The sequence below is a fragment of the Neoroseomonas eburnea genome, from assembly GCF_018129005.1.
GTDB lineage: Bacteria > Pseudomonadota > Alphaproteobacteria > Acetobacterales > Acetobacteraceae > Neoroseomonas > Neoroseomonas eburnea.
The window spans coordinates 407,466-425,562 of record NZ_JAAEDL010000001.1; the positions used below are offsets into that span (position 1 = coordinate 407,466).

15 protein-coding genes are annotated in these 18,097 nt (G+C 72.2%); 5 read left to right on the forward strand and 10 right to left on the reverse strand.

From position 1 onward, the window contains the following. Positions 1–54: 54 nt before the first annotated feature. From GXW74_RS01905 to GXW74_RS01920, 4 genes are all read right to left on the reverse strand, one after another. Positions 55–1,647 (reverse strand): ABC transporter substrate-binding protein, encoded by a 1,593-nt coding sequence (locus GXW74_RS01905; RefSeq protein ID WP_211844568.1) that lies wholly within the window; start codon positions 1,645–1,647, stop codon positions 55–57. A gap of 83 nt (positions 1,648–1,730) precedes the next feature. Next, positions 1,731–3,335, reverse strand: coding sequence for an ABC transporter substrate-binding protein (locus GXW74_RS01910; protein ID WP_211844569.1), 1,605 nt, complete (start codon positions 3,333–3,335; stop codon positions 1,731–1,733). Between the two features lie 249 nt (positions 3,336–3,584). Then, positions 3,585–5,111 (reverse strand): aldehyde dehydrogenase family protein, encoded by a 1,527-nt coding sequence (locus tag GXW74_RS01915; RefSeq protein WP_211844570.1) that lies wholly within the window; start codon positions 5,109–5,111, stop codon positions 3,585–3,587. Beyond that, the gene (locus GXW74_RS01920) at positions 5,108–5,965 is read right to left on the reverse strand and encodes an NAD(P)-dependent oxidoreductase (protein WP_211844571.1); all 858 of its coding nucleotides are present in this window, start codon (positions 5,963–5,965) and stop codon (positions 5,108–5,110) included. Before GXW74_RS01920 ends, GXW74_RS01915 begins: the two co-directional genes overlap by 4 nt. 86 nt (positions 5,966–6,051) lie before the next feature. Between GXW74_RS01920 and GXW74_RS01925 the strand changes: the two genes are divergently transcribed. Next, positions 6,052–6,507 (forward strand): GtrA family protein, encoded by a 456-nt coding sequence (locus tag GXW74_RS01925; protein WP_211844572.1) that lies wholly within the window; start codon positions 6,052–6,054, stop codon positions 6,505–6,507. Between the two features lie 51 nt (positions 6,508–6,558). Here GXW74_RS01925 and GXW74_RS01930 read toward each other — a convergent pair whose 3' ends face one another. Further along, positions 6,559–7,758, reverse strand: a complete 1,200-nt coding sequence (locus GXW74_RS01930; RefSeq protein ID WP_211844573.1) for a glycosyltransferase family 2 protein — start codon at positions 7,756–7,758, stop codon at positions 6,559–6,561. Between the two features lie 261 nt (positions 7,759–8,019). Between GXW74_RS01930 and GXW74_RS01935 the strand changes: the two genes are divergently transcribed. The 3 genes from GXW74_RS01935 to GXW74_RS01945 are packed head-to-tail and all read left to right on the forward strand — an operon-like array spanning position 8,020 to position 11,473. After that, entirely contained in the window at positions 8,020–9,783 is a 1,764-nt protein-coding gene (locus GXW74_RS01935) for a type I secretion system permease/ATPase (protein WP_211844574.1), read from the forward strand. Continuing rightward, on the forward strand, positions 9,780–11,171 hold the full coding sequence (locus tag GXW74_RS01940) for an HlyD family type I secretion periplasmic adaptor subunit (RefSeq protein ID WP_338148108.1): 1,392 nt from the start codon (positions 9,780–9,782) through the stop codon (positions 11,169–11,171). Before GXW74_RS01935 ends, GXW74_RS01940 begins: the two co-directional genes overlap by 4 nt. Before the next feature lie 17 nt (positions 11,172–11,188). Continuing rightward, a complete protein-coding gene (locus GXW74_RS01945; RefSeq protein ID WP_211844575.1) occupies positions 11,189–11,473 on the forward strand; it encodes a hypothetical protein in 285 nt (94 codons plus the stop codon). 27 nt (positions 11,474–11,500) lie between these two features. On the opposite strand, the gene GXW74_RS01950 is transcribed toward GXW74_RS01945, so the two are convergent. Further along, on the reverse strand, positions 11,501–12,415 hold the full coding sequence (locus GXW74_RS01950) for an FkbM family methyltransferase (protein ID WP_211844576.1): 915 nt from the start codon (positions 12,413–12,415) through the stop codon (positions 11,501–11,503). A gap of 142 nt (positions 12,416–12,557) precedes the next feature. Continuing rightward, complete coding sequence (gene galE, locus GXW74_RS01955; protein ID WP_211844577.1) at positions 12,558–13,550, reverse strand: UDP-glucose 4-epimerase GalE; 993 nt, start codon at positions 13,548–13,550, stop codon at positions 12,558–12,560. A 63-nt stretch (positions 13,551–13,613) separates the two neighbouring features. Between galE and mepA the strand changes: the two genes are divergently transcribed. Continuing rightward, positions 13,614–14,450 carry a penicillin-insensitive murein endopeptidase gene (gene mepA / locus GXW74_RS01960; protein WP_211844578.1) on the forward strand — a complete coding sequence of 279 codons (837 nt, stop codon included), beginning with the start codon at positions 13,614–13,616 and terminating at the stop codon, positions 14,448–14,450. Between the two features lie 144 nt (positions 14,451–14,594). Here the strand turns inward: mepA and GXW74_RS01965 are convergent, their stop codons facing one another. From GXW74_RS01965 to GXW74_RS01975, 3 genes are all read right to left on the reverse strand, one after another. Further along, positions 14,595–15,182, reverse strand: a complete 588-nt coding sequence (locus GXW74_RS01965) for a DUF882 domain-containing protein (protein WP_211844579.1) — start codon at positions 15,180–15,182, stop codon at positions 14,595–14,597. Between the two features lie 3 nt (positions 15,183–15,185). Next, the gene (locus tag GXW74_RS01970) at positions 15,186–16,742 is read right to left on the reverse strand and encodes a L,D-transpeptidase family protein (protein WP_211844580.1); all 1,557 of its coding nucleotides are present in this window, start codon (positions 16,740–16,742) and stop codon (positions 15,186–15,188) included. A gap of 179 nt (positions 16,743–16,921) precedes the next feature. Further along, positions 16,922–18,043 carry an NAD(P)/FAD-dependent oxidoreductase gene (locus GXW74_RS01975; RefSeq protein ID WP_211844581.1) on the reverse strand — a complete coding sequence of 374 codons (1,122 nt, stop codon included), beginning with the start codon at positions 18,041–18,043 and terminating at the stop codon, positions 16,922–16,924. Positions 18,044–18,097: the final 54 nt, after the last annotated feature.

Below are 18,097 nucleotides of genomic sequence, written 5' to 3' on the forward strand. Positions count from 1 at the left end.
AGGCCAGACAGTCGCTGCATCAGACCAGCCGAAGGCAGGATCGGCAACCCCGCATCAGCTTCGTTGCAAGTTCCAGAACAGCGGGGGCCCCTTCAGCATGCCGGAAATGCCGCGGCGATAGGCAGTCGCCTGGAAATACTGCCCAAGCGGCAGGTAGGGCACTTCGCGCAGCGCCTCGGCCTGGATCTCGCGCGCCACGCGCTGCTGGGCTGCGAGATCCGGGGCGTCGAACCATTGCGCGCGCAGCTCCTCCATGCGCGGCATGGTCGGCCAGCCGAACCAGGCGCGCTCCCCGGTGCCGCGCAGCGCCTGGTGCACGCCGGGATTGGCCAGGTCGAGACCGGACCAGAAGGTGAAGAACATGCTCCAGCCGCCGGCAGCCGGCGGATCGCGCCGGGCGCGACGCTGCACCACGGACGCCCAGTCCGCGGAGACGAGTTCCACCTCGATGCCGGCGCGGCGCAGCATCTCGGCGCCGGTATTGGCGAGGGCGGAGAGGGTCGGAAAGTCGCTGGCGGCGAGCAGCACCGCCTTCTCCCCGCCGTAGCCGGCCTCGGCGATCTCGCGCTTCGCCTTCTCGACATCGCGCGCGCCGGTCAGCACGGCCATGCCCTCGTCGTTCGCGAGCGGCGTGCCGGGCGCGAAGATGCCGACATCGTCGCGCCACAGGCTGCGGTCGCTGCCGACCACCGCGGTCATGAAGGCTTCCTGGTCCACCGCGCCGAGCAGCGCCCGGCGAATCGCCGGGCGGTCGAAGGGCGGATGCAGGTGGTTGAAGCGCGCGATGCCGACGAAGCCGGTCGGATCGAGGATCTCGAGCACGATGTTGCGGTTGCGGCGCAGGGTGGCCTGGATGTCGCCGATGGGATTTTCCCACCAGTCCACCTCGCCCGCCTGCAGGGCGGCGGCGGCGCTGCCCGGATCGGGCATGACATGCCACTCGACGCGATCGAGATGGACGCGCTTCGGCCCCGCCGTCCAGGTCGGCACGCCTTCCGGCCGCGGCACGTAGTCGGCGAAGCGTTCATAGACCGCGCGCCGGCCCGGCACGCGCTCATCGGCGAGAAACCGGAACGGCCCGCTGCCGACGATCTCTGTCACCGGCCGGGTCGGCGGCGTCGCGGCCAGGCGCTCGGGCATGATGAAGCAGACCGGCGGCGTCGGCTTGGCGAGCGCATCGAGCAGCAGCGCGAACGGTCGCGACAGGCGGAACAGGATGGTGCGGTCGTCGGGGGCGGAAAGTTCCTCCGTCCGCGCGATCAGCACCTGGCCGAGCGGGTCGCGCGCCGCCCAGCGGCGGATGGACGCGACGCAGTCCGCCGCGCGCACCGGCTCCCCGTCGTGGAACTTCAGTCCCTCGCGCAGGCGGATGGTGACGCGGCGGCCGTCATTCTCGACGCTGTGGCCCTCGGCCATCTGCGGCTCGGCCGCATAGTCCTGGTTGAACCCGTAGAGCGTGTCCCACACCGCGAAGCCATGGTGACGGGTGGCATAGGCGGTGGTGACGATGGGGTCGAGCGCACCGGGATCCGCCTGCGGCACGAACTTCAGGACCCGCGCGGCGCCTGCGGTCCCCTGCCCCAGCGCCGCGCGCGCCGGCCCGCCGGCCAGGGCGGCCGCGCCGGCGAGAAGATGGCGTCGCTGCATTCGCACCTCCGGGGCTCGCACGGCGCCTTCTGGACCAGATCGCCCGGCGCCGCGCAAGGGGCGCCGGGCATCCTCCCGCCGCATCAGGCCCGGCGGACGTTCCAGAACAGCGGCGGCTGGCCCTTCAGTATGCCGGTCAGGTTCCGGCGGTAGGCCGTCGGCTGGTAGTACATGCCGGTCGGGACATAGGGCACCTCCTCGAAGGCGATGCGCTGCATCTCCGTCGTTGCCGCCTTTGCCGCGGCGTCGTTCGGCGCGTCGAACCAGGCGTTGCGCTGCGCCTCGATCGCCGGGATGGTCGGCCAGCCCGGCCAGGCGGCGTCGCCATGGCCGCGGATCGAGGCATGGCTCGCCGGATTCCAATGGTCCACGCCCGACCAGAAGGTGAAGAAGCCCGACCAGCCGCCCTGATCGAGGGCATTCTTGCTGGCGCGGCGCTGCACCACCGTGCCCCAGTCGGCGCTGATCAGATCGACGTTGAAGCCCATGCGGCGGAACAGGTCCGCCCCCACCAGCGTCGCGGCATTGATCGAGGCGAGGTCGGTCGCGTTCAGCAGCACCAGCCGCGCCCCCATCGCGCCGGCCGCCTGCAGTTCCGCCCTCGCCGCATCGATCGATTTCTTCAGCCGGTCGAGCCCGACGGTGGCGGCGGAAGGCGATTCCGGGGCGAAGAAGCCGATGCCCTCGCGCTTCAGGGTCTGGTAGCCGGGCACCGTCGCATCGCCGATCACCGCCGTCATGAAGTCCATCTGGTTGACGGCGGTGATCACCGCGCGGCGCACCGCGGGGTTGTTGAACGGCGCGGTCAGGTGGTTCGGCCGGAAGATGCCGATCAGCCCGGTGGCGTTGATCACGTCCACCGCGATGTTGCGGTTGCGCGCGACGAGCGGAAAGAGGTCGGCGGTCGGCTGCTCCCACCAGTCGATCTCGCCCGATTGCAGCGCCGCGGCGGCGGTGGAGGCATCGGGGATGATCCGCCACTCGACGCGATCGAAATGCGCGACCTTGGGGCCCGCGGTCATCGACGGCGTGCCGTTCGCCACCGGCACGTAGTCCGGGTTGCGGACATAGGCGATGCTCGACCCCGGCACCCATTCGTTCTGCACGAAGCGGTAGGGTCCGCTGCCCACCGCCTCGGCCAGGTTGGTGAAGGGATCAACGTTGGCCAGCCGCTCGGGCATGATGAAGAGGCAGGAGGTCGTGACCTTCGAGAAGGCCTCCAGCATCTTCGGGAAGGGCCGCGACAGCCTGATGCTGAAGACGCGGTCGCTGTCCTCCGTCATGTCGGCGACGCGCGCCAGCAGTTCCTGGCCGAAGGCATCGCGCCGGCCCCAGCGGCGGATCGAGGCGATGCAGTCGCGCCCGCGCACCGGGCTGCCGTCATGGAACTTCAGCCCTTCCCGCAGGGTGAAGCGCCACAGCAGGCCGCCATTCTCCACCACATGGCCCTGCGCCATCTGCGGCTGCGGCTCGAACTTGTCGTTCATGCCGTAGAGCTGGTCGAAGACCAGGAAGGCGTGGTCGCGCGCGACGAAGGCCGTGTTGGTGAAGGGGTCGATGTTGGGCAGGTTGGCATGCGGCACGTATTTCAGCGTGCGCGCCGCGGCGGGCTGCGCGAGCGAGGGCCGCGCCAGGGCGGAGGCCGTGGCGGCGAGGGCGGCGCCCGCCAGCAGGTCGCGTCGGAACATCAAGGTCGTTCTCCCAGGGGTACAGCGGGGGCGGAGCCTAGCGGCCGGCGTTCAGCCGATCCAGCGCGACGACGCCGCGCGTCCCGTCCGCAAGGCCCGCGGCATCCGCAGCGAAACGAGCGGACAGGCAGGCCACTGAAAACAAAGGCGGGCTGCGCAGGGGCACCTTCGGGGCGACGTCGCGACCGGGACGCCGGGGGAAGCGGCGGAATGACCGGCAAGGCGTGGCGGCCTGCGCGCCACGCCGCCTCAATACCCCGCCGGCCGGTGGCCGAATCCGAGCGCCGGCGTCTCCGCCGTGTCGATCCACACCGCCTTGCTCTGGGTCAGTTCCGCCAGCACCTCCGCCCCCGAGGAGCGCCCGTAGCCCGATGCCCCGAAGCCGCCGAAGGGCACCGAGACATGGATGGTGCGGTAGCCGTTCACCCAGAATGTGCCGGCGCGCACCGATGCCGCGACGCGGTGCGCCCGCCCGACATCGCGTGTCCACACCGCGCCGGCCAGGCCGAAGCGGGTGGCGTTGGCGAGCGCGATCGCCTCCGCCTCGTCCTCGAAGGGGATGGCGGCGACGACGGGGCCGAAGATCTCCTCCTGCGCCGGCCCTGCGGCATTGGACAGGCCCGCGAGCACGGTCGGCGGCACCCAGAACCCGTGCTCCGGCAGGCCCGGCGGCGGCGCGGCGGCGATGACGCGGGCGCCTTCGGCCGCGCCCTGCCCGACCAGCGCGCGGACATGGGCGAATTGCCGCGCATTCGCGACGGGGCCCATCTCGGTGGCGGCATCCAGGGGATCGCCGAGCCGGATGCGCGAGGCCGCCTCCGCCATCGCCGCGACGAAGCGGTCATGCACCGACCGCTGCACCAGCAGGCGCGAGCCGGCGACGCAGGACTGCCCGCTGCCGGCGAAGATCGCCTGTTGCGCGCCCTGCACGGCGGCGGCGAAGTCGGCGTCGTCGAAGACGATGTTCGCGCTCTTGCCGCCGAGTTCGAGCACGCAGGGGATGGTGCGCGCCGCGCAGGCGGCGGCGACCGCGGCCCCCGAGGCCGGGCCGCCGACGAAGACCACCTTCGCGACCTCCGGCGCCGCGAGCAGCGCCGCGCCGCTCCCCTGCCCCGGCCCGCAGACCACCTGCACCAGGCCGCGCGGCAGCCCCGCTTCGAGGCACAGCCGCCCGAGCGCGAGCGAGGTCAGCGGCGTGAACTCGGAGGGCTTCAGCACCACCGCATTGCCCGCGGCGAGCGCCGGAAACACGTTCCACCCGGCGGTGAACAGCGGCGCGTTCCAGGGCGTGACGGCGAGCACCACGCCGAAGGGCTCCCGCCGCACGATCACCGTGTGGCCGGAGGGCACGGGCACCGTGCGGCCCTCGATCTTGTCGCACCAGCCGGCCCAGTATTCGGCCATCTCGGCGACGCGCGCGGCCTCCCCGCGCGCATCGCGCAGCGGCTTGCCGGACTGGGCCGATTCGAGGCGCGCCAGCGCCTCCGCGTCACGGCGCACCAGCGCGCCGACCGCCCAGAGGCGCCGGCCGCGCTCGGCGGCGGACAGCGCCAGCCATTCGCGCTGCGCCCGCGCGGCGCCGGCGCAGGCAGCCGCGACGAGCGAGCCGTCGGCCGCGGCATAGTCCATCAGCGCCGCGCCGGTGGCCGGATCGGTCAGCGTCACGCCCGGGCCGGCGGCCTCCGCGATCTCGCCATCCACCAGGCTGCCGGCGCGGCCGCCGAGCAGCGCCGCAACGCCGGCCTCGAGCTCCGGCCTTGCCGAGAAGACCGTCATGCCACTTCCCCTTCGAAGATGGCGGCGGAAAGCCGGTTGAAGTCGGCCTCGTCGGGCACGGCGGCGGACAGCGCCTCCCACGCCGCGGCGGCGCGGGCGGTGGCGTCGAGCGGCGCGCCGACCGCCCCGGCCAGCGCCACCGCAAGGCGCACATCCTTGCGCATCAGCCCGGCGGAGAAGCCGGAATCGAAAGCGCCGCCGAGGATCCAGCGGGGCCAGTTCACCTCCGTCGCCGCCGAGCGGCCGGAGGCGCCGTTGATCACGGGCAGGAGTGCCTCCGGGGCCACGCCGGCCGCCGCACCGAGGCGCAGCGCCTCCCCCGCGACGACGAGATGCGTCGCCACCAGCAGGTTGTTCACCAGCTTCGCCACCTGGCCGGCACCGGAAGGGCCGATATGCAGCAGCCTGGCCGCCAGCCGGTCGAGCAGCGGCCGCGCACGATCGAGCGCGGCAGCGTCGCCGCCGACCATCATCGCCAGCGTCCCGGCGGCCGCACCGGCCGGACCGCCCGAGACCGGCGCGTCGAGATAGGCGCATCCCGCCGCCGCGGCCTGTGCGGCGAAGCCGCGCACCGCCCCGGGCGAGAGGGTCGAGGTGTCGGCGATGACCGCGTCCCGCGGCAGGACCGGCAGCAATTCGGCGAGCACGGCGCCGACCGCCGCCTCGTTCGGCAGGGACAGCACGGTCACCGGCGCCCCGGCATCGGCCAGGGCCGCCGGCGCCCTCGCCCCGGCTTCGGCCGCCGCGGCCCGTTTCGCCGGATCGAGGTCCCAGGCCGAGACGGCCACACCGAGCTCGCGCAGCCGGCGCAGCATCGCCATCCCCATGTTGCCGAGACCGATCACAGCGACCATTGCCACCCCGCCTGCAAGACGCCGCGGGAAAGTGGCAGCGCGGACCCGGCTGGGCAAGGCGAGGCGGCCGCCCTACACCCCCGGGCATGGAGCAGGTCCCCTTCATCGACTCGCTGCTCGTGCGGCTGCTCGGCCAGGAGCGCGCGCGGCTGCTGCTGGAATTCATGCGCTTCGGCATCGTCGGCACCATCGGCTTCGTGGTCGACACGGCGGTGCTCTACGGCGCGCTGGCGCTGGGCGGCGGGCTCTACCTCGGCCGTGCGATCTCCTACGTGTCGGCGGCGACCACCACCTGGGGGCTCAACCGCGTCTGGACCTTCCGCGGCCGCGGCAGCGGGCCGGTGCACCGGCAATGGGCGCTGTTCCTGGTGGTGAACCTGGTCGGCTTCGCGCTGAACTACGGGACCTATGCCCTGCTGGTGAGCCTGGTGCCGCTGGTGGCGGCGCACCCGGTCCTCGGCGTCGCCGCCGGGTCGATCGCCGGGATGTTCACCAATTTCGCGCTCTCCCGCCGCCTGGTCTTCGCCGGCGTGCGGGGCTGAGCCTGGCTGGCATCCTGCTTCCGAAGTCGCCAGGACTTCGGAAGCAGGACGCTAGGCGCCCCCCGGGCCGGACCGCATCATCCCGAGCAGCGCGACGAAGAAGGCCCCGAAGGCCAGTTGCAGCCCGAGCACCATGGCCGTGACCGAGGCGATCGCGACCCGCATCGCCCCCATGCCGGCCAGCGGCCCGAAATGCTCCGCCCCCCACATCGCCACGGCAGCGACGCCGAGGCCGAGCCCCGCCAGCACCAGCACCACCGCCACGATCAGCGCCGGCTCCAGCCCGAAGCGGGCAAGCAGCGCGGTGAGCCGCTTCTCCTCCGGCACCACGCCCTGCTGGGCGCCGTGGATGCGCGCGAAGACCCAGAACTGCACCGCCTGGAAGCCCATCACCACGGCGCCCGAGGCATAGAGCAGCGTGTGGACGTCGAAGGTCACGCCGCCCACCGCAACCGGCCCCGGCAGCAGCGCCGCCATCGCCGCCAGCCCGGCGAGGAACAGCGCGGCGCCCGGATAGAGGAACAGCCAGCGCGGGCAGAAGACGAGCAGGAAGCGCAGATGCCGCCAGCCATCCCGCCAGGAGCGCAGGTGCGGCGGCCGCGATCGCCCGTCCGGCGACAGCGTCGTCGGCACCTCGGCCATGCGCAGGCCGTTGACGGTCGCCTTCACCACCATCTCGGAGGCGAATTCCATCCCCGGCGCGCGCAGGTCGAGCGCCAGCATCGCCGCCCGGTCGAAGCCACGCAGCCCGCAGTGGAAATCGCCGACCGGGCTGCCGAAGAAGAGCCGCCCGATGGTCGACAACACCGGATTGCCCAGGTAGCGGTGCAGCGGCGGCATCGCCCCGGGCCGGATCCCGCCCTTGAAGCGGTTGCCCATCACCAGCTCGAAGCCTTCGCGCAGCCTGTCCACGAAGGGATCGAGCGCCGCGAAATCGTAGGAATCGTCGCTGTCGCCCATGATGACGTAGCGCCCGCGCGCCGCGCGGATGCCGGCGATCAGCGCGGCGCCGTAGCCGCGCTGCGGCACCGGCACCACCCGGGCGCCGAGCGCCTCGGCGATGGACTGGCTGCCGTCGGTGCTGCCGTTGTCGGCGACCAGCACCTCCCCGGCCACGCCGGCGCGGGCCAGGTAGCCCATCGCCTTGCGCACGCATGTCCCGAGGGTCTCGGCCTCGTTCAGGCATGGCATCAGGATGGTGAGCTCGATCGTCGCCGCCCCGGTCGCGACCTGCGGTTCAACCCTGTCCATGCCGGTCCCGAGACTCCCTTGCGACGCCGCGGCCGCGCGGCATCCTCACGGGGGAAGCCTCGGCGCGTCACGCGCGAATTGTCACCGATCATACATTGATTCGACGGATGATATGGTGTGTCAGGCGCTGCCTGCACGCTCATGCAGTCGCGGACGGCGCGGGAACAGGACGGAAAGCGAGCGCCACGATGGCGAGGGCGGACGACAGGGCACGGGCTTGCGTGGCGCCGGACGGCAGCCGCTGCGACAGGGCGCCGGCGCATGGCTGCTGATCCCAGGGCGCTCCTCGGCGAGGCGAAGCCGACCGCGACGCTTCTCGGCCGCGCCGTGGCCGCCTGCCGCGGCCAGTTCATCGCCGTCGGCGTGTTCAGCGGCGTGGTCAACGTGCTGCAGCTCACCGTCTCGCTCTACATGATGCAGGTGTTCGACCGGGTGCTCGCGACCCGCAACCTCGACACGCTGCTCCACCTGACGCTGATCGCCTTCATCGCGCTCGGGCTGCTGGCGCTGCTCGAAGGGGCGCGGTCCCGCGTCATGCAGCGCATCGGCGCCTGGGTGGAGGAGAAGGTCGCGCCGGAAAGCTTCAGCCGCGCCATCGAGAGCCAGCTCCGCGGCCGGCCCTACCGGATGGAGGCGCTGCGCGACCTCGGCGTCTGCCGCGGCTTCATCGGCTCCCCCGGCGCGCTGTCGCTCTACGACGTGCCCTGGGTGCCGGCCTATCTGGTGGTGATCTTCCTGCTCCATCCGCTGCTCGGCACCGTCGCGCTGGCCGGCGCGGTGCTGCTGTTCGGCCTGACAGTCTTCAACGAGCTCGCCACCTCGAAGCTGCTGCGGGAGGCGAACACCGCCGCCATGGCGACGCAGCGGCGGGCCGATTCCATCGTCCGCAACGCCGAGGTCATCGACAGCATGGGCATGCTGCCCGCCGTCATGGCGCGCTGGCGCGCCGGCGTGGTCGAGATGTCGGGGCCGATGAACCGCGCCATGGACCGCGCGGCGCCTCTGCTCGCCTTCACCAAGTTCTTCCGCCTGGTGATCCAGGTCGCGATCCTCGGCATCGGCGCCTATCTGGTGCTGGGGCAGGAACTGACCGCGGGCGCCTCGATCGCCGCTTCGATCATCATGGGCCGGGCGCTGGCGCCGGTGGAACAGCTCATCGGCGGCTGGAAGCAGCTCGTGCAGGCGCGGCAGTCGTGGAAGCGGCTGCAGGCCTTCCTGATGCTGCCGCGGCTGCGCCCGCCGGGCATCCCGCTGCCCGCGCCCACGGGGCGGCTCTCGGTCGAACGCGTGACCTACGGCTTCCCCGGGTCGAGCGTCGCCACCATCAAGGGCGTCGCCTTCGCGCTCGAGCCGGGGGAGAGCCTCGCGGTGATCGGGCCTTCCGCCGCGGGCAAGACCACGCTGATCCGCCTGCTCACCGGCACGCTGCAGCCCAATGCCGGCTCCGTGCGGCTCGACGGCGCCGATGTCTACACCTGGCAGCGCGAGGATTTCGGCCGCCATGTCGGCTACCTGCCGCAGGATGTCGAACTCTTCGACGGCACGGTGCTCGACAACATCGCCCGCATGGCCGAGGCCCCGGCCGAGGCGGTGTTCGACGCGGCGAAGCTCGCCGGCGCGCATGAGATGATCCTGCGCCTGCCGAAGGGCTACGAGACCGAGATCGGCGAGGGCGGGCAGCATCTCTCGGGCGGGCAGCGCCAGCAGATCGGCCTGGCCCGCGCGATGTTCGGCAACCCCAAGCTGATCGTGCTGGACGAGCCGAATTCCAACCTCGACGGCGATGCCGAATCCGCCCTGCTGCGCGCGCTGCACGACCTCCGGCGGCGCGGCACGACGGTGGTGCTCGTCTCCCACCGCCCGGTGCTGGTGCAAGGGGTGGAGAAGGTGCTGCTGATGCGCGACGGCGCGGTCGAGATGTTCGGCCCGCGCGCCGAAGTGCTGAAGAAGATCATGAAGCCCGCCCAGCCGACACCGATCCCGGCGCCGGCCAATCGCATCGCAGGCCGGGAGGCACAGGCGTGAGCGAAGCCGCACCCGCCGCCCCGCCGCCGGGTCAGGACATCATCCCCCGGCGGGAACGCCTGCCCGCGGTCGAGCTGACCCTGCCCGCGGTGCCCGGGCCGGCCCCCCACCCCCGCACGCGCGGCACCATCCTCTTCGGCTTCGCGGCGATCGGCCTGTTCTTCGGGGCCTTCGGCGCCTGGTCCGCGCTGGCACCGCTGAGCGAGGCGGCGATCGCCCCCGGCATGATCAAGGTGGAGGGCACGCGCCGCACCATCCAGCACCTGGAAGGCGGCATCGTGCGGGAGATCCTGGTGCGCGACGGCGACCGGGTCCGCGCCGGCCAGGTGCTGGTGCGGCTCGACGACATCCGCGCCGGGGCGGATTTCGAGACGCTGCGCAGCCAGCGCTGGTCCTTCCTGGCGCAGGATGCGCGCCTGACCGCCGAGCTCGAGGACCGCCCGGAACCCGCCTTCCCGCCCGAGTTGCTGGAGGCGGGCGAGGCCCGCGCCACGGATGCGATCGCCGGCCAGCGCGCCGTCTTCGAGGCGCGGCGCGCCGCGCTGGTCAGCCAGGTCGCGGTGCAGCAGGCGCGCATCGGCCAGCAGGAGGCGATCATCTCCGGCGCCACCGGCCAGCTCCGGTCCCAGCGCCAGCAGCTCGAACTGATCCGGCGGGAGGAAGAACTCACCCGCGTGCTGGTGCAGCAGGGCCTGCAGCGGCTGCCGACGCTGCTCGCGCTGCAGCGCACCGCCGCGTCGCTCGAAGGCCAGGCGGAGGACCTGCAGGGCCAGCTCGACCGCGCCGCGCAGGCGATCGCCGAGGCCCGCAGCACCATCGCCTCCATCATCGGCCAGCGCCGGCAGGAGGTGGCGGCGGAACAGCGCGACCTGCGCACCCGCGTCGCGGAGGTGGAGGAGCGGCTGCGCGCCGCGCGCGACGTCGCGGTGCGGCGCGACATCGCGGCACCGGAGGACGGCACGGTGCTGAACCTCCGCCTGTTCAACATCGGCGCCGTGGTGCGCCCCGGCGACCCGGTGATGGACCTGGTGCCGGCGCAGGACCGCCTGGTCGCCGAGGTGAACGTCCAGCCCAACGACATCGACGTCGTCCATGTCGGGCTGCAGGCCGAGGTGCGGCTGCCCGCCTTCAAGCAGCGCCTGGTGCCCTACCTGCACGGCCACGTCACCTTCGTCGCGCAGGACGTGACCATCGACGAACGCACCCGTGCGAGCTTCTACCGCGCGCACATCCTGATCGACGCGGAGCAGCTCAGCCGCTCCGAGGGCGTGCAGCTCGTCCCCGGCATGCCGGTCGAGGCGATGATCCAGATCGGTGAGCGCAGCTTCCTGCGCTACATCACGCAGCCCGTGCGCGACAGCTTCACGCGCGCCTTCCGGGAACAATAGGACAAGAGGATTCCAGAATGGCTGATACCCGCACGACCGTCTTCGCCGATGGCGTCATCGAGGCGCAGGTCGCGCACGGCGTCGCGCGCATCACGCTGGCGACGACGGGTTCCGACGGCAAGGCCGTGCCCTGCGCCACGCTGTGCGTGCCGGTGACGCAGCTTCCGGCCATGGTCAACGGCATGGGCAACCTGCTGAAGCAGATCGAGGAACGCGTCCGCGCGCAGGTCCAGCAGCAGCAGGCGGCACAGCCGGCCGCGGCGGCCGATACCCCCACCGGGGCCTTCCGCTTCCAGAGCTGAATCCCGCGGCACAGTGCGTACGGCCGGTCAGCGGGCCGCGTACGCAACCGAAGGAACCCGGGCGGTGGCCGGCGCGCCGGCCACGCAGGCGACGGCCTCCCGGTGGTCGGGCATGCCGGTGAAGACGAAGGCGTTCTCGCCCATGTTAACGACCTCCGCATCGATGCCGGAGATCGCCCTGTAGAAGCTCCGGCTGGTCCGCGTGAACGGGATCAGGTGATCGTGCAGTTCCACGATGAGCAGCCGGGCGCGGTCGATCCATTCGGTATTCTTCGCGAAGATCTCGCTCTCCGCCCCCTCGACGTCGATCTTCGCGATGAGGATGCGCTCGTGCTTCTCCTGGCGCAGGATGTCGGACACGCCGAGCGCCTCGAAGGAAACTTCCGTACCGGCACCCGGGCCGCGCCCGACCTGGAACGCCCAGGGCTCCGCGCCCGGATTGCGCAGGCAGACGCGCTCCTTCTCCGCCCAGAGCGCCATGCGCAGCGGGGTGATGTTCGGATGGCCCGCGGTGTTGCGTCGGAGCAGCTCGAAATTCGCGCCCTCGGGCTCCAGGGACACGATCCTCGCCTGCGGGAAGCGGCGCGCGAACCAGATCGCCGCCAGCCCGATGTTCCCCCCGGCGTCGATGATGAGCGGCGTGCCGCCGGCGCGCACATCCTCCTCATAGGCCTCCCGGACGAAGGCGGATTGCCGCACGTCCTCGAAGTTCTCGAAGTCGTATTCCCGCAGTGCGAAGATCTGGCAGAAGGTATGGAAGTCGCTGGTCCGCGCGCGCAGCAGGATGTCCTCACGCGTGCCGCGCAACCTGACGCGGATCACGCGCCCCGGATTCGAACGGTAGTTCCGCCAGATCAGCGCCGCGGTCCCGGCCAGGCCCAGTGCTTCCACGAGCCCGGCCAGCATGCCGACGCGCTTGCCCCACCAGATCGATCGGATCATCCCCGTCTCCCTGCGCCTCGTCGGCGGCGATGCCCGTCCAGGCCCGGTGCGGCAGTGTGGCCACCCCGTGCGGGCCGGAACAAAGCGTGCAGGGAAAAACTTGTCGGGCGATCCGGGAACGGGAGTGTCCTTTCAGGACCGTTCAGCGGTCGCCATAGCCCCGCGGGTGCTTCTCCCGCCAGGCCCAGGCGGTACGCACGATGTCGTCCAGCGCACCGAGCCTCGGCGCCCAGCCGGTCTCGGCGCGCAGGCGGTCGCTCGCCGCCACCAGGACCGCCGGGTCGCCGGCGCGCCGGGGTCCGATGGAATGCGGCACCTGGCGGCCGCCGACGCGCTCCACCGCGGCAATCACCTCCTTCACCGAGGCACCGGTCCCGCTGCCGATGTTGTAGCGGCAGGAGCCATGCGTCTCGAGCCGCACCAGCGCCGCGAGATGTGCCTCCGCGAGATCCGTCACATGCACGTAGTCGCGGATGCAGGTGCCGTCGGGCGTCGGGTAGTCGTCACCGAACACCGTGAGCGCCGGGCGGCGGCCGAGCGCGGCATCGATCGCGAGCGGCACCAGGTGCGTCTCGGGATCGTGGTCCTCGCCGGCACGGCCGGCGGGATCGGAGCCCGCGGCATTGAAGTAGCGCAGCGCGGCGTAGCGCAGCCCGTGGATGCGCTCCGCCCAGGCAAGGCCTTCCTCCACCATCCGCTTGCTGTCGCCATAGGGGTTGGAGGGCGCGATGCGGCACTCCTCGTCGATCGGCACGCGCTCCGGCTCGCCGAACAGCGCGGCGGTGGAGGAGAGCACGAAGCGCAGGCAGCCGGCCTTGATGGCGGCCTCGGCGAGGCGCAGCGAATGGCCGACATTCTCGGCGATGTAGTGCAGCGGATCCTTCATGCTGGCGCCGACGAGCGAGAGCGCCGCGAAATGCAGCACCGCATCGAAGCGCCAGGCGGCGAAGACCTCCGCGACGCGCGTCGCGTCGGCGAGGTCCGCTTCCACCAGCGTGGCGCCGGACGGCACCGCGGCGCGGTGGCCCTGGGAGAGGTTGTCGAGCACCACCACCTCGGCACCGCGGTCGAGCAGGGCAAGCACCAGATGGCTGCCGACGAAACCGGCGCCGCCGGTCACGAGATATCGGGGCAAGCAGATCCTCCTTGGCGGACGGCGGCAGTTCCAGGCGCCGCCGATCTGCTTTAGCAATCGGGCATGGGCAAGGCATCTCTTCTCGCGCTGCTGGCGCTGCTGCTCCCGCGGATCGTGATGGCGCAGGGCATCACGCGCGCGGACCTCTGGGGCGCCGTCAGCGCGCCGGCGCCGGGACCGGCGCGGATTGTCGGCAGCACCGGCCTCGGCTGCATCGCCGGCGCCGTGCGACTGCCGGACGAAGGGCCGGGCTGGCAGGCTGTCCGGGTTTCACGCAACCGCCACTGGGGGCATCCGGCCATGGTGAGCTGGGTGCAGGATTTCGCCGCGGCGGCGCGGGCGCGGGGCTTCCCCGATCTGTGGATCGGCGACCTTTCCCAGCCGCGCGGCGGACCGATGACCTATGGCCACGCCAGCCATCAGGCCGGCATCGACGCCGATATCTGGCTGGACCTGAGCCCGAAGCCGAGCGTGCCGGCGGTGCAGCGGGAGAACCCGCCCGTCGCCTCCCTGGTATTGCCGGACGAATCGGGGGTCGATCCGGCGCGCTTCACGGATCGGCACGCCGCGCTGATCCGGCTGGCGGCGGAACAGCGCGGGCTCGACCGGCTGCTGGTGAACCACGCCATCAAGCGGGAACTCTGCCGGCGGCATCGGGGGGAAGCCTGGCTGAGGCGGGTGCGCCCCTGGCGCGGGCACGATTCGCACATGCACATCCGGCTGCCCTGCCCGGCGGGACAGGCGGAGTGCCGGGGCATCGCACCGCCGCCGCCCGGGGACGGCTGCGATGCCAGCCTCGACTGGTGGCTGACGCCGGAGGCTCGGCGGCCGGCGCCGCGGGCGCCCGGGCCGGCGCCGCAATTGCCGGCCGCCTGCGCGGGGATCCTGGCGGCGCGGTGATGGTGAGGGGGGCGTTGCCCCCTCGCGCTCCCCCACCAGGGGACGCGGTCCCCTGGACCCGCGGTCACTCAAGCAATCGGTTTCCAAAGGCCCCGAGGCCTTGGCGGGGCGAGCATGAAGGAGGCAAAGCCCCCCTCGCCCGTGTCACCAGCGCCTCGCCGGTCCGCAATCCAGGTGCACGAACCCGTCGCGCCGATAGAGCCCGACGCCCCCGATCTGCATGTCCGCCGCCACCCGCGCTATCCCCATCGCCTGCCGCCCGGGCAGGCGCACATCGGCCGCCATGCCCGACATGTGCAGCGACACGCGCGAAACACGCCGCGACTGGCGCGCCCGCGCCGCATTGGTCTCGGGCGCGCGGTAGCCGCTGATCACCTCGTAGTGGTCATCCGAGTCGAGATGCCGCGCGACGGTGTGCAGCACATCGAAGAGCCTCGGGTCCATGGGCGTTGTTTCGTCCATGGACGGGTCACGGAAGAGGAGATCGAGGCGGCGCAGCGCCTCACGGTCGTACCGCCCCTCGCGCCAATAGACGCCTTCGAAGGATTCGCCCGTCTGGACCCTGCGGATGCGGACGACGCGCGCACCGCCGGCCGCCGCCTGCGCGGCGGCCGTTGCCGGCGCCACGGCCAGGGCGAGCAGCCCGCCGAGGCCGGCACGGATCACTTCACGCCGCCGCGCCACCACCGGATCGCAGCACGGGCAGTCCAGACGATGGAACACGCGCGCCATGGGTCAGCGTGTCCCGGTGTTGCGGGCAGCCCCCCCGTCCACCGAGGCGAGACGCTGGTTCTGCGCGCGATCCAGGGCGCGGGCGTATTCGGCATCGAGTTCGTAGATATCCTGGCGCATGACGACGCGGCCCCCTTCCACGATGACGGTCGTGTAGTGCAGCCGTACCGGGATGGAGCGCGCGAGGGGTGCGCTGCGGGTGGCACGGCTGGCCAGGACGCGGTCCACCTGCGCCCTGTCCCAGGACCCTGTGCCGGATAGCGCCTCGGAAAGCAACTCCATCGGCCTCTCGAGTCGGATGCAGCCGGAGGAGAAGGCCCGCTGGCCCCGGCTGAACAGATGCCGGTCCGGGGTGTCGTGCATGTAGATGTCGTCGCCGTTCGGCATGACGAACTTGATGCGGCCGAGGGCGTTGGTGTCACCCGCGTCCTGCCGGATGTAGTAGGGGAAGTTGGTGCGGCTGTAGCCGCTGAAATCGATCGTGGTCGGGTCGATCTCCACCACCTCGCCGTCGATGCGCTGGTACATGCGGTAGCCGCGCGCCTGCATCGCCGCCGGGTCGCGGCGGAAGCGCGGCAGCAGGTCCTCGCGCGCATTGCGCTCGGGCACGCCCCATTGCGGGTTGAACTGCACTGAGGTCATGCGGACGTTGAGCATCGGCGTCTGCCGGTCGCGCCGGCCGACGATGACGGCCATGTCGCGCACCACCCGGTCGCCTTCCAGCAATTGCAGGCGATAGTGCGGAATGTTGACCTCGATGCGACGCTCGGTGGAGCGTGGCGGCTGGCCGCGGCGCATGTCGAGCGCGACGCGAAGCTGGTTGACCTTCGCCTCGGCCGGAATGTTCAGCGTCGCCCAGGTGATGGCGCCGACGCGCCCATCCGTCTCCAGGCCTTCCTGCGCCTGGAACTGGCGCACGGCGGCGAGCAGTCGCTCGTCATAGACCGGGTTGGTCGCCGCGGCGCCCTCGACCAGGGCGGCATCGATGAAGGCCAGGCGCGCGCGCAGCTGCGGCACGCGGGCCGCATCCGTGCTGCCGGGCTCCAGCGTGCGACGCGTGTCGCCGGTGATGCGCGGCCAGCCGCCGGCGGCGACGAGGGCCCGGTAGCGCGCGAGCTCCGCCTTCAGCGCCGGCGCGTCCGGCGGCAGGTTGGAGGCACGCTCGATGACCTCCGCCGGCTCCCGTGCCGTGCCGAGTTCCGCCATCCAGGCCGAAACATTCACCGAGGAAGGATCGCGCCGCAGGTCCACCCGCCCGCGCAGCGAGGCGACGCGGCCGAGCAGCAGGTCCGTCAGTGCCGCCCGAGCCGCGCGCATCGTTTCGGCATTGTACCGGGCCGGATCGGCGGCGGCCAGCTCCGCCGGCGGGACGTGGTAGTGCCGCGGGTCGAGCCCGTCCTCCGCGAGCCGGGACAGGCGATCCGCGAGGCGGGCCATCGCGGCCGGGGAGGCAACCTCCGACGCGGCCGGATAGGCGGCCGGAGCCACCCCCTGGGACAGGGCCGGCGGCGGGAGAAGTGCGGTGGAGGCGAGGAGAGACAGGACGAGAACAGCGCGCATGACGATTTCGTAAGGGCCACCTCTGAAAAAGCCAAGAATACGATGCGGCGGCGGAGCGTTATTTCTCGTGCTGTTGCAGCAATTCCGCACAGCCGGTCGGGAATTCCCTCCCCTCCCCGGGGCGGTGCGGGCCGGCGCCGGAGATCGGAATGCCCGAATGGCGCGTTGTCGAACGGGCGTCAGGCCGCGCGCGAGCCCTCGAAGCGCCTGGCTGAGAAGGGGGCGAGGACGGGGTCGAGCGCCCCCCGGGCGATCATCGGCGCAAGCAGCCGGGCGTGCGCGCCGGCGAGCGTGACGCCGGAATGGCAGTTGGCGGTGAAGGCGCCGGGGAAGCGTTCCGACTGGTCGTAGATCGGCAGCCCGTCCGGCGCCATCACCCGCAGCGCGGACCAGGCGCGGACGATGTCGAGTTCGGCGATCCAGGGGAAGGAGAGCACGGCGCGCTTCGCGATCTCCGCCATCACCGGCGGGGACTGGCGGAGGTCGAAGCCGACCTCCTCCATGCTGTCGCCGAGCATGATCGTTCCTTCGGCCGTCTGGCGGATGGTGGTCGTCGGCATGGGCAGGATGCTGCGGGCACGTTCGGTCACCAGGATCTGGCCGCGCTGCGGGCGGACCGGGGCGCTGAGGCCGAAGCGCGGCGCGAGCGCCGCGTTGCCGAGGCCGGCGGCGAGCACGATGCGCGGGGCGGCGAAGGCGCCGGCCGGGGTCTCCACCCGGAAGTCGTTCGGCGCGGCAGTGCCGCCGGTGACCGTCGCATTCGGGATGTAGGCACCCCCGGCATCCGTGAAGGCGCGGTGCAGCGCCCGCAGCAGCAGGAGGGGGCTCGCATGGCCGTCATAGGGCGACCAGGAGGCGCCGACGACGGCCGGGCCAAGGCCGGGCAGCATCCCGCCGAGCTCGTCCGCGCGGATCATGCGGTAGTCGAAGCCGTGGTTGCCGGCTTCCTCCTTCATCCGCGCCATCCGCGCCGCACGGTCCTCGAACTCCGCCTCGCCCAGGCAGAGATGAACGCCTCCGGGCTGCTGCAGGGCGGGATCGAGCCCGGTACGCGCAGCGAGATCGGCCGCAAGACCCGGCCATTCCCTGGCGGAACCGCGCGTCCAGAGCTGGTACCACGGCGCGCCGAGGCCCTTCGACTGCACCCAGACCAGGCCGAAATTGCCGCGGGAGGCGCGGAAGGCGACGTCGCCCTCGTCCAGCAGCAGGGTGTCGAGCCCCCGGTCGCGAAGCCCGCAGGCGATGGCGGCGCCGACGAGGCCACCGCCCACCACGATCGCCTCCGCGCTGCGTGACTGCATCCGCGCATCATGGTCCGGCTCGCGCCCCGGCGTGAAGCCCCGCGCCGTTGACGC